General features: G+C 59.3%; 5 protein-coding genes and 1 tRNA gene. 4 read left to right on the top strand and 2 right to left on the bottom strand.

What is annotated here, in order from left to right:
- Positions 1–157: 157 nt before the first annotated feature.
- Together CLV45_RS13700 and CLV45_RS13695 are read right to left on the bottom strand one after the other, a co-directional pair.
- Positions 158–2,206, bottom strand: coding sequence for a M13 family metallopeptidase (locus tag CLV45_RS13700; RefSeq protein ID WP_100337042.1), 2,049 nt, complete (start codon positions 2,204–2,206; stop codon positions 158–160).
- Between the two features lie 466 nt (positions 2,207–2,672).
- Positions 2,673–3,860, bottom strand: a complete 1,188-nt coding sequence (locus CLV45_RS13695) for a DUF2652 domain-containing protein (protein WP_100337041.1) — start codon at positions 3,858–3,860, stop codon at positions 2,673–2,675.
- 116 nt (positions 3,861–3,976) lie between these two features.
- Between CLV45_RS13695 and CLV45_RS13690 the strand changes: the two genes are divergently transcribed.
- From CLV45_RS13690 to CLV45_RS13675, 4 genes are all read left to right on the top strand, one after another.
- Positions 3,977–4,048, top strand: a tRNA-Arg gene (locus tag CLV45_RS13690).
- A 280-nt stretch (positions 4,049–4,328) separates the two neighbouring features.
- Positions 4,329–4,862 carry an RNA polymerase sigma factor gene (locus CLV45_RS13685; RefSeq protein ID WP_100337040.1) on the top strand — a complete coding sequence of 178 codons (534 nt, stop codon included), beginning with the start codon at positions 4,329–4,331 and terminating at the stop codon, positions 4,860–4,862.
- A gap of 505 nt (positions 4,863–5,367) precedes the next feature.
- The gene (locus tag CLV45_RS13680) at positions 5,368–5,934 is read left to right on the top strand and encodes a phage tail protein (RefSeq protein ID WP_100337039.1); all 567 of its coding nucleotides are present in this window, start codon (positions 5,368–5,370) and stop codon (positions 5,932–5,934) included.
- 348 nt (positions 5,935–6,282) lie between these two features.
- Positions 6,283–12,678: beta strand repeat-containing protein (locus tag CLV45_RS13675; RefSeq protein WP_157807483.1), on the top strand; the 6,396-nt coding region annotated here is incomplete at its 3' end.

Raw genomic sequence — 12,678 nt, 5'->3', positions numbered from 1 at the left:
CTCGGGTAGGATAGAAACCCGCTTGTTTACAGAAGAGCTCCACTAACGTTTTCAATAAGACTTTTTCCCTTGTATAGCCGCACAACAGGAAACAAACAGAGCCCTCTCCGTCCGCGGATGGAGAGGGCTCTGGGCCGGCCGGGGCAGGTTTCTTGAATTACCAGATAACTACCCGGTCGCTGACCGGGCGCCACAACGCGTCGCCTTCTTTGATGTTGAAAGCGGTGTAGAAGGCTTCCAGGTTCGAGAGCGGCCCATCGACCCGGAAGCGGGCGGGAGAGTGGGAATCTGTTAGCACTTGCGTGCGCAAGCCTTCGTCTCGGTCCTTCTTACGCCAAATAGTGGCATAAGACAGAAAGAAGCGTTGGTCGGGCGTGAGGCCGTCAATCAGCTGGGTACTCTTGCCTTGTTCTGTCTTCTTGAAGGCCTGGTAGGCAACCGTTACGCCGCATAAGTCGCCGATGTTCTCGCCCAGCGTGAGCTTGCCGTTGACGTGTAGCGTATCAAGCGCCACGTACTGGTTGAACTGCCTAGTCAAGGCCACGCCCCGAGCCGTAAAGTTCTTCTTGTCGGCCGAGGTCCACCAGTTTTTGTAGCGTCCCTGGGCGTTGAAATGGCTGCCCTGGTCGTCGAAACCGTGGCTAATTTCATGGCCGATAACCGTGGCAATGCCCCCGTAATTGACTGCGTCATCGGCCTGCGGGTCGAAGAAGGGCGGGAGCAGAATACCGGCGGGAAACACAATTTCGTTGTTCAGCGGGCTGTAATACGCATTCAGCGTGGGCGGCGTCATCGTCCACAGGTCGCGGTCGACGGGCTTGCCGACCCGGTTAAAGCCTTCATGAAACGAGAATACCGTCGCGGCTTTGATGTTGCTGAAGTAGTCGGGGCCAATCTGCAGGGCGGAATAGTCGCGCCACTGATCGGGGTAGGCAATCTTTCGTTTAACGGTGCTAAGTTTCTGGAGGGCTTTTTCTTTCGTGGGGGCGGTCATCCACGTGTTGGCCTGGATGCGCTCGGCAAAGGTGGTCACCACGTTTTGCACCAGCGCGTCCATCCGCTTCTTGGAGTCGGCCGTGAAATACTTCTCCACGTACACTTTGCCCAGCATTTCCCCCAGCATCCCGTCTGCCACCAGCACCATCTGCTCGGGGCGGGTCCGCATCTGGGTCCGGCCGGTCAGGGCAGTTACATAGAAGGCGAAGTTGGCTTCCAGAAAAGGCATGCTTAGGTACTGCGACGAGTTGCTCAGCAGGCGCACCTTTAGGTAATCCTTCCAGGTGGCCAGGGGCGTGGCGGTTAGCTCTTTGTGAAGCCCGGTGAAGAACTCGGGTTGGGCCACGATGATTTTGGCTGAGGGAATGTTCAGCTGCTGAAACATGGCGCCAAACCCCAGCAGCGGGAATTGCTTACCCACTTTGTCCAACGTGTAATAGTTCAGGAGCTTGCGGATGTTGCGGTTTTCCGTGGCGGTGCGTGCCCCAAGCGCCAGGCGGGTTTCGAGGGCCAGCACGGCCGCCGCTTTTGTTTGGGCAGCTTCCTTGGCCGTGCCCGAAAGCTCGAACAACTGCTGCAGGTAGGCCACGTACTTTTCCCGGGTAGCTACGGCTTTCGGACTAGCCTCGGAGTAGTAGGACTTCTCGGGTAGCCCCATGCCGCCCTGGCTCAGGGTGATGATTTCGACATCGTTGCGGATCGGGTCGGCAATGTGGCCCAGGTTAAACAAGGGAGCCGTGCCCCTGACCAGCCCCGTGGCGTACTGCGTGGTGACTTCGGCCGCAATTCCCTGCGGGCTGCTGATGGCGTCGATGCGTTGCAGATCGGCCTGCAGGGGCTGCACACCCAGCTGGTCGAGCACCGCCGTATTCATGCCGCTGGTGTAAAGATTCTGCAACTTTTGCGCGTCGCTGCCGGGTTGGTTTTTCTGGGCGGCAGTGGCTTTCAGCAGCTCCTGCAACTGAAACCGAGTTTGCTTCTGGAGCATCGACGAGCTTCCCCACGATGCTTCGTTGGCGGGAATTTCGTTGACTTTGAGCCAGCTGCCGTTCGCGTAGTTGTAAAAGCCGTCGCCTGGCTTTATCGTCCGGTCAATGGTGGTCTGGTCCAGATTAGAGTGCTGAGCAGGCGCAAGGGAAGCTTGCTGTGCTTGTATGGAAAGAGCACAAGGCAAAATCAGGAGCGCAAATAGCGTAAACGATTTCTTCATGTAGATGGAGTTAATAGGTCACCCGAAAGGTATGCCAAATAATTTATAAAAAACATTGGAATTGATCAAAATCGAGGTTTACTCGGCAATTGGGGTCGAATTCAAGAAGTAGATGTCTTTCCAAAGGCTGACGCAGCTCGCTACATCCATAGCTCGTGGTACCCGGTCATCAAGGAAACAGACTTGTTCGATACCAGCCTCAACCGGTTCGTTGCCATTTTACTCAGCAGAGTCGTAAGCTTTATTCGCGAAACCCTCTTCTTTCCTGAACGGCGGCCCATGCACGTCTGCTGGCCTGGTGCAGTGGAGCTACAGCTTCAGCCGAGTTCCAGAAACTGGTTCACCTTTCAAGGTTCAGGAAACTCCTGTTGGCTATGGGTTTGCTGAACTCCTGGCTTTTCGGAAGACTTGGGAAGGATGAGGCCAGCAAGCTAAAAGCGCTTCTTTTTATGTTCTTGGGCACGCCTTAGCTTTCCCGGCCGGCACGCTGCATCCGTTCGCAGAGCGTGGCAAACTGCCGGCTGGACTGGCCCATAAACCGGCGCATGCGCTGCCGCTGCCCGAAGCGGATCAGGGGGCGGGGGCTGGCAATGTAGCCGTAGCGGAATTCCAGGGTCACCAGGCAGGAGCGCGCATCCACGGCCTCGATAAAGCAGAACAGAAAGGAGTTGGGAAACAGCCGGAACAGCGAAATTTTCTCCACGTATTCAATCCGGTCGGCATCTTCAAAGCGCTGCACGGTCTGGAAGTCAATCTGCCCGCGGTTGAGCTTCACCTTGTAGCTGGTGCCCAGGCGGCCGGCTTTGGTCAGGTCGTATTGCACCTCGCTCACGCCCGGCATCCAGTGGGCCCGCAGCCGGAAGTTGCTCAGCACCCGCAGCGCGTAGGCCGCTGGCACCCGCACCGTGCTCATCACTTTCAGGGCGCTGCCATCCCCTCCCCGGTGCGTGACGCCTTCCCCGGCATCGTTGAGCAGCAGGCGCAGGGGCGAAAGGTAGGCGTACCGGTAGCAGATTTCGCCCAGGTAGTCGTAGAGGCAGGTGCCGCGCAGCAGGCGGGTCCAGCCAAAGCTGCGGGCCACGTCGGCGGCGGGCTGGGTTTCGAGGTAGCCATCGGAGAGCAGGATGTACTCGTTGCCGGTCACGTTGTTCTTGAGCAGCCGGTGCACCACGATGACGTCGCGCCCCATGAGCTTGGTAAACTGCCGGATCTGGGCCACGCTGACCCGGCCGAAGTGCACGATGATCTTAATGGTCAGATCGTGGCTGCGCAGGGCGGCGCTCAGCTCCGAATCCAGGTCGCGCTCCACCAGGCGCACGTAGTTCTGGAAGTCGAGGAAGATGCGGCGGCATTGGGTCACGACTTCCTGCACCGTAGGCGGCGGGCCCAGCCGGTAAAACAGGATGGCGTCGCCCTGAATTTCGCTCACCTCCATGTTTAGCGTATTGGCTTCCACCAGAATTTCGAGCAGGTCGGCAATGAGCTGGGGCGCCAGCACGCTCCCCGACTCCTGAATAAAGCGGGTAAAGCCGCTGATATCGGGAATGAAGAGCAGCGCGGGCACCATGCCGTCAGCCGCGTCGGCCGCGGCGGGGGCAGTAGGCCGGCGGCCGGCGGCCCGGCGGGCGGCGCGCATGTCATCCAATAAACCCATTCTAGTCGGCAAAAGGAATTCAGAAGTGAAGCTAGCGGCCTATACGCAAGCCAAAGAGTAGCGGGTTTGGGCCGTAGGTTGCTTTCCCGTTACCTTTGTTAGAGTTGCATCGCTAAGGCTGCGTAGTTCAACGGATAGAATAGGCGTTTCCTAAACGCTTGATATGGGTTCGATTCCCGTCGCGGCTACCCCGGCCCTGCTTACCCAAGGTAAGCAGGGCTTTTTGTTGCCAGCAACTAGTAGGCCCAGCCCAAGCGTAGTGTCAGTAGGGGAAAGATCAGATTTTAAAGTGCGCAAATCAGGCTTGACCGAGCGAAATAAGTGTTACAACGACTGGCAGTCAAGCTGAACAACTTCTTGTGAGTAAGCAAGTATATAGCTAGGCAGAGCCAGCCGCTACCGTTGCTAGTCCCCACAGTGTCCTTCTGCCATCAGGTTTCTGTATCTAACTCTATTCGTATTGCTTTAATGCTACCCATTAGCGAAGATGTATTAGTGCAGCGTCTCTACGCCCGGGATGAAACCGCCATGACCCTGTTTTATGACAAATACGGCCGGGTTCTTTATAACGTGATTCTGCGCATCGTGCGCAACGAGGTAATGGCCGAGGACGTGCTGCAGGAGAGCATGGTCAAGATCTGGTATTCTTTTGCCTCTTATACCGCCTCGCGCGGCCGCCTCTTTACCTGGGCCCTGAATGTGTGCCGCAACGCCGCCATCGACCAGCTGCGCACCCGCCAGTACCACGAAGGCCAGCAAACCCAGCCCCTCGAAACCAGCCAATCCTGCTACCAGATGGCCACCTCCGGCTTTCAGCCCGAGCACGTAGGCTTGCGGGAGCTGGTGATGGGGCTGAAGCCGAACGACCGAAAAATTATAGATCTGCTCTATTTCGGGGGCTTCACCCAGGCCGAAGTGGCCGATGAGCTGCAAGTGCCCCTGGGCACGGTCAAGACCCGGGCCCGGGCGGCCATGCACGCCCTGGCGAAGGCAGCCCGCTAACCCCGACCAGGCCCCGGCAAAAGTGCATTTTTACAATTCTTTTTGTTTGCACTTATCATTGGTGTTCAGTCCCTCACAAGTGCTATTTCCGGTTGTATGGGCCCGGCTGCTCACCAATTATCTACCCTCGTATTTTTTGCCTAATCGGCCGCAACAAGCGGAACGGTGAACTGATTTATGAATATTACTAGAGTGCTATTAAAACTAAATTTATTTCCGCAAATTTGCTGTGCGCTTTAAAAGCGACTTCTTTATTCTGCTCTCTTCTTTTATCCTATTGCGTTTGTTTTTACTACCGGGCTTTTGGCCGGGTAGCGCTTTTTATGGCATTCATCATCCTGTCAACGGGTCTGCCATAGTCCTCTGAGACCTAGTTAATCATCCGCACGCAACGCTCTTCCTGGCTTATCATGCTTACCCCAAGTAGAAGGTACGCCGCGGGCTACAGCTTTTAAGCTTTAGCACGCAGCTAAAGCTATTTTCAACTCTTTTATCCCACTATTTCATGGACGAAGCCTTCATCGGTTCCATCGTATTGTTTGCCGGCAATTTCGCCCCCAAGAACTGGGCCTTTTGCGACGGTTCACTGCTGAGCATCGCGCAAAACTCGGCTCTGTATTCAATTTTGGGCACTACCTATGGCGGCAACGGCCAAACCACGTTTGCCCTGCCTGATCTGCGCAGCCGCGTACCGGTACACGCTAACAACGGTCAGGCCGGCCCCGGCCAGCAGGCAGTGCAACTGGGCGAAGTAGCCGGCACCCGCAACGTGACCTTGCTTGCCGCACAGATGCCCGCTCACACGCACGTGCAACAAGTGGCTACGCAGGCCGCTACGACCAGCGCCCCGAGCGCCACCGTAGTGCCGGGCACCCCAAATGGCGTAACGAGCGGCAGTGAGGAATCGGTTGCTATTAACAATATGGTGGCGGCCTCCGGGGCTACCCTTGTACCCCTGGCGCCCACTGCCATTGGTGTTGCGGGTGGCAGCCAACCGGTGAGTGTGATGCAGCCTTACCTGGGCCTGAACTACATCATCTGCCTGTTCGGTATTTACCCGAGCCGTAACTAAGGAAGTAACTTGAACCTGCCCGCAGACTGAGGCGGCATCGTTGCGGTTGGCAGCACCCCAACCGTAACGATGCCGCTTCGCTGGCTTTATTCTGGGTAGCACCCGGCTGGTGCTTAGATTTCCCGGCTCCGTTGCGCTTGCCCGCAGCGGGGCTAGATACCAAAAGACCCTGCTTTTCTTTGGTTCTGCCTGGCGAAATACTGCATTGGCCACGCCCTGGCTGGCAAACCCAGCCCGGCCATGCTTCGGCAGCCGCGCGTTGGCTGGCCGCACTGGGTAGGCCTTGGGCCTGCTTGCCTCCCATTTTCCCACTTCACACTTAGCTGACTTCTCCTAATTCAACATCCTATGTACAAAATTTTACTACTTGCCTACACACGCAGGCTGCCCTGGTTGGCAGCCCTGCTGGTCTGGGTGCTGAGCCTGATGCCCCATAGTGGGCAGGCCCAGGTATACTACACCCTCAACGACGGGCAGGCCACTACTGCCCTTGACCAGCTTCGCCGGGTGAACTCCGACGGTACCAACGACGTGCTGATCAAAGACAACTTTATTCAGATTGCCGGCCCGGCCGTGTTGGATGCAGCCAACAACCGCATTCTGGTAGCTGATCTACGGCCCAGTCAGGCTTCGACCAGCCTGACCAACGCCAAAATTGTGGCCGTAAGCTTGGCCACGGGCAATGCTGTTAGTACCCTGGTTACCGCGCCCGCTATTACGGGGGCGGCCAGTACGACCATAGGTGGCATAGCGCTGGACAAGGTTAATAACTACGTGTATTATACCCTAACGGATGGGTCGGCTACGGCCAGCCTCGACCAGCTGCGGCGCGTGAACCTCAATGGCACTGGCGACGTGCTCATCAAGGACAACTTTATTCAGACCGCTGGCCCGCTTGTACTTGATGCGGCCAACAACCGGGTTCTGGTAGCTGATGTACGCGTTAGTCAGGCTTCGACCAGCCTGACCAATACCAAAATCGTAGCGGTAAGTCTGGCCACAGGCAATGCTGTCAGTACTCTGGCAATAGCGCCGGCTATTACGGGGGCGGCCAGCACCGTAATAAACGATCTGACCTTAGACAATGTCAACAACTACATATACTATACCTTAACTGATGGGGCAGCCACGTCTAGCCTCGACCAATTGCGCCGCGTTGGCCTGAATGGCACTGGGGACGTGCTCGTCAAAGACAATTTCGTGCAGACTGCCGGCGTAGTAGCGCTGGACGCGGCCAATAACCGGGTTCTGGTAGCCGATGCGCGTAGCAGTCAAGCTTCGACCAGCCTGACCAACACCAAAATTGTGGCCGTCAGCTTGGCCACGGGCAATGCCGTCAGCACCCTGTTTACCGCCACTGCCATTACGGGGGCTACTTCCACCACGGTGAACGGTATTACCCTATTGGATCAAACCGCGCCCACGGTAACGACGGCCGCGGCCACCAGCATTACTAACAACAGTGCCGTACTAGGCGGCGATGTAACGGCCGATGGTGGGGCTACAGTAACAGAACGCGGCGTGGTGTACAGCACCACCAACCAGACGCCTACTACCAGCGACACGAAGAACACTAACGGGAGCGGCACTGGCAGCTTCTCGGAAACCATTACGGGCCTAACGTCCCGCACCACCTACTATGTGCGGGCCTACGCCATTAACAGCGTAGGAACCAGCTACGGCGACGTTCAATCCTTTACCACCCCCAACAGCGCGCCCGTGGTGACCACCACCAGTGGCACTACCACCTTCATCATCGGCGGAGGCGCCGTGGCCATCGATAACGGCATCACGGTAACCGACGCGGACAACACGACGCTGGCCTCGGCCTCGGTACGCATTACGTCGGGCTTGCAATCCGGGCAAGACGTGCTGGTGTTCTCCAATACCAACACGACGACGTTTGGCAACATTGGCTCGGCCGCTTCGGCCACCGGCACGCTGACGCTGACCTCGAGCGGGGCCACAGCCACGGTGGCGCAGTTTCAGGCCGCGTTGCGGACCGTTACGTTCAACAACTCGGTTGGTACCGCCCCAACGACGGTCCGCACGGTGGAGTTTGTGGTCAACGACGGCACCACGCCCAGCGCGGCCGCGACCAAAACCATCACGTTTGCCCCTGCCACCACGGTGGTGTCGGTGACGCGCCTGACGCCTTCGCCCACGGCCACAACCCAAGTGCGCTACCAAGTAGTGTTCTCGCGCAGCGTGACCGGCTTAACCGTCAGCAACTTCAATACTACGAATACGGGCTCCGTGAGCGGGACCGGCATAAGCAGCGTGGTCGGCTCGGGCACGACCTACACCGTGACGGTGAACACCGGGACCGGCTCCGGCACCCTGCGCCTGAACGTGAACAACAGCGCCGGCATTACGCCTACGGTGTCGGGCCTACCCTACACTTCGGGCGAAGTCTACACCATCACTAAGGCCTTCTCCAACCCGGTACTAACCATCCAGGGCACGGGCGGCGCGGGTTCGGATGTAACGGCCTTCGTTGACGCGGTACAGGTACTCAGCAGCGGCACGGCCGTAGCTAATGCCTTGCAAAACGGCAGCTTCGAAATCCACGACCCGCTGAGCAACGGCAATTTTGGCTACCAGCCTACGAGCGCCAGCTGGACGTTCAACACCCGCTCGGGCATTGCCGAGTCGGGCAGCGCTTTCACGCCGACCACCCCCATTCCCAACGGCATTGCCGTCGCCTTTATCCAGAGCACCGTCGGCAACAACGGCCAAATTCAGCAAAACCTGGCCCTGCCCACGGGCAGCAGCTACCAGGTTAACTTCCAGGCCGCCCAGCGCGTCTGCTGCACCACACTCGACCAGAGCCTGAACGTGTTCCTCAACGGTGTGTTCCTCGGCAACATTCAGCCCGGCCCCGACGGGTACACGGCCTTCAACTCGGCCACGTTTGCCGTGACGGCCCCGGCCCTGACGGCGACGGTGAGCACGACCTCGGCCAGCCCTACTTCGACTTCGCCCATTCCTTTCTCGGTGAGCTTCTCGCAAAGCGTGGGCACGAGTTTCGACGCTACGGACGTGACGGTGACAGGCGGCACGCTGACTAGTGGCAGCTTCGCGGGCAGCGGGCCGTACACCTTCACCGTTACCCCCAGCGGATCTGGTACCGTATCGGTCAGTGTGGCCGCCAACAAGGCTCAAGACGCCAACAATACCCCCAACACGGCCAGCAACACGGTGAGCGTGCAGTACGACCAGCCAGTAACGGCTGCTCCCCTGGTGTTTTTCCCGGCCAATGACGGCATCGTGAGCACCACCACGCCTACCTACGGTGGTTCGGCACCCATTAACAGCACCGTGACGGTGTATGTGGATGGCTCCTTCATTGGCACGACAACGGCCAATGTGAGCGGCACCTTCTCCTTGACCCAGCCCACGGCCCTAGGCCAGGGCCCCCACACGGTGTATGCCAGAGCCCAAAGCAGCGGGGCTTCAGTGAGTCCCAATAGCCCCACCAATACCTTCTATGTTGACTCGGTACAACCTACGGTAGCTATTAGCTCGACGGCCACCAGCCCGACCAGCACTTCACCGATTCCGGTGATAGTGACATTCTCGGAAGCCGTGACTGGTTTCGTAGCCGGTGACGTGGTGGTCAGCAACGGCACGCTCAATAGCTTCTCAGGCTCAGGCTCGACCTATTTCTTCACCGTAACGCCCGCCAGCAGCGGCGCGGTAACGGTGAATGTACCGTTTAACGTAGCCCAGGACCAGGCCGGCAACCCCAACGCGGCAGCTCCTCCGTTCCTGATTTTCTATAACCAGACAGTTACTGCTGCTCCCGTCGTGACTGCACCGGCTAACGGCAGCTTGGTGGGCACTACCACGCCGACCTACACAGGTACGGCCCTGGCCGGCTCGACTATCCAGGTTTACGTCGATGGCGCAGCCTTATCCGGCACTACGACGGCAACGTCTAGTGGCAACTGGACTTTCACGCAAACCACGGCCCTGACGCAGGGCTCGCACACGGTGTATGCCACGGCGCAAAGCAGCGGCCAGGCCGTCAGTGCTAATTCCAACACCAATACCTTCACCGTCGACACGGTCCGCCCGGGCGTGACCATCAGCTCCACGGCGGGAGCCTCGGGCACCACGACTAACGCCTCGCCCATTCCGGTGACGGTGACCTTCTCGGAAAGTGTCACGGGCTTTGTGCAAGGTGACGTAACCGTGAGCAACGGCTCGATTTCGGGATTTTCGGGCTCGGGCGCTACCTACACCTTCAACGTGACGCCGGCCAGCAACGGCACGGTAATGGTGAACGTGCCAGCCAACGTGGCGCAGGATGCGGCCACCAATGGCAACATTGCCGCCACGCAGTTCAGTATCATCTACAGCCAGCTGGTAACGCCTGCACCCGTAGTGGTGGAGCCCGCCAACGGCGGCCTGGTCAATAACAACCGGCCGGTGTACGGCGGCACGGCCGTGGCTAACTCGACCGTGACGGTGTATGTCGACGGCAGCAGCGTTGGCACGGTGACAGCCAACAGCAGCGGCACCTGGGGCCTGATTCAGCCCACGGCCCTGGCCCAAGGTTCGCACACGGTCTATGCCACGGCCCAGCTCAGCGGGCTGGCCGTCAGTGCCAACTCGAATACCAACACCTTCACCGTTGACTCAATCCCGCCCACCGTCCTGGTTACGGCTTCGGGCTTTACCAACGGCGGCAGCACGAGCAGCTCCCCCATTCTGTTTGCCGTGAGCTTCGCGGAAAGCGTGACGGGCTTCGTGGCAGGGGACGTGGCGGTAACGAACGGCTCCGTCTCCAACTTTGCCGGCTCGGGCTCGGGGTACACCTTCAACGTGACGCCAGCTGGCAACGGTACAGTGACGGTGACGGTCCCGGCCAACGTAGCGCAGGATGCGGCCGGCAACGGCAATATCACTTCCGGCCCGTTCAGCTTCACCTATGGCCAGTCGGTAACGGCTACCCCGGTGGTAACAACGCCGGCCAACGGCAGCCTGACAAACAACAACACGCCGGCCTACTCGGGCACGGCTGTGGCTAGCTCGACGGTCACCGTCTACGTGGATGGTTCCAGCATTGGTACTACCACCGCTACTGGCGCCGGCACCTTCACGCTGACCCAGCCGACGGCCTTGGCTAACGGCAGTCATACGGTCTACGCCACAGCCCAGTTCAGCGGCCAAGCCGTCAGCGCCAATTCCAACACGAACACCTTCACCGTCGACACGGTCCGGCCTGGCGTGAGTATCAGCTCGACGGCGACAAGCCCGACGAGCAGCTCGCCCATTCCGGTGACGGTCACGTTCTCGGAAAGCGTTACGGGCTTTGTGCAGGGTGATGTAGTGGTGAACAATGGCTCGATTTCGGGCTTCGCCGGCGCGGGCGCAACCTACACGTTCAACGTGACGCCTTCGGCTAACGGCACCGTGACAGTGAACGTACCGGCCAACGTAGCCCAGGATGCCGCCACCAACGGCAACACGGCCGCTACCCAGTTCTCCATCCAGTACAACGCCATTGTAACGGCCACAACGTGGACCGGCGTTACCAGCACCGATTGGTTTACGGCCAGCAACTGGACGGCCGGGGTTCCAACCAGCACCGTGGATGCATTCATCAACCCGGGTGCAGCCCGCTACCCCGTAATTGGATCGGGCGCGGCTGCTACTAAGGACCTGATTCTGGCTACCAATGCCTCGCTCACGCAAAGTGGCGGCACGCTTCAGGTAACTGGTGCTGGCTTTGCCATCGACGGCACCTTTACGGCCACCGGCGGCGTAGTGAGTTTGGAAGGCACAAGCGAACAGCGCCTCGGCGGCACGCGCACGGCCTTCTACGACCTGACCGTGGGCTCGGCCGGAGCTCGTTTGGACGGCCCGGTGGATATTCAGCGGGTACTAACGCTGAATGGAACCCTGAGCACTATTGCTCGCCCGCTCACGCTGCTTTCTACTAGCGCGGGGACGGCCATGGTGGTCAACAATAACGGAGCTACCGTGGCTGGAACTGCCACCGTGCAGCGCTACATCGACCCCAGCCTGAACCCCGGCCTGGGCTACCGCCACTACAGCTCCCCGGTGCAGTCGACGACGGTAGCGGACCTGGCCACCAGCGGCTTCTCGCCCGTCGTCAACCCCGATTACAACACGCTGGGCAACACGGTGAATCCTTTCCCGACCGTGTACGGCTACAATGAAGCCCGCATCGCGGGTTCTGACGCCACGACGCAGACCTTCGAGTACGGCTACTTCTCGCCCAACTCGCCCGGCGAGGTTCTGACCCGGGGCCGCGGCTACACGGTCAACCTGGCCGCCAGTGAGAAAGTCGACCTAGTGGGCACACTCAACTCTGGTGACGTGGCCATTGGCGCGCTGACGCGCGGCACCCAGGCCAACTCGGGCTGGCAGCTGCTGGGCAACCCGTATCCTTCCCCCCTGGACTGGAAGAAAGCCCGGACCGCACTGCCCACCGGCGTAATTGACGCCGTGTACGTCTACAAATCCAGTGACCAGTACGGCGGAACCTACCAGGTCTATCAGAACGGCTTCGGCACCCTGCCCAACGGCATCATTGGGTCGATGCAGGGCTTCTTTATCCGGGTCAACCAGACGGTCAACTCGTTCAGCTTCCTGAATGCCTGGCGCTCCACTACCGGTGAGAATCCGAGCTTCAACCGGCCCACGGCTGACCTGCGCCCGGCCCTGCAGCTGGATCTGGTCAGCAGCCAAGGCACCCACGACCCGGCCTTT

It is taken from the genome of Hymenobacter chitinivorans DSM 11115 (genome assembly GCF_002797555.1).
Classification (GTDB): domain Bacteria; phylum Bacteroidota; class Bacteroidia; order Cytophagales; family Hymenobacteraceae; genus Hymenobacter; species Hymenobacter chitinivorans.
Note: the sequence above shows the minus strand (reverse complement) of the source record. Positions and strands in the feature narration are given on the sequence as shown.

Excerpts from the sequence above, each read along its gene's own strand:
- CLV45_RS13700 (WP_100337042.1), bottom strand. The coding sequence starts at position 2,206 with ATGAAGAAATCGTTTACGCTATTTGCGCTCCTGATTTTGCCTTGTGCT.
- CLV45_RS13680 (WP_100337039.1), top strand. The coding sequence starts at position 5,368 with ATGGACGAAGCCTTCATCGGTTCCATCGTATTGTTTGCCGGCAATTTC.
- CLV45_RS13695 (WP_100337041.1), bottom strand. The coding sequence starts at position 3,860 with ATGGGTTTATTGGATGACATGCGCGCCGCCCGCCGGGCCGCCGGCCGC.
- CLV45_RS13685 (WP_100337040.1), top strand. The coding sequence starts at position 4,329 with ATGCTACCCATTAGCGAAGATGTATTAGTGCAGCGTCTCTACGCCCGG.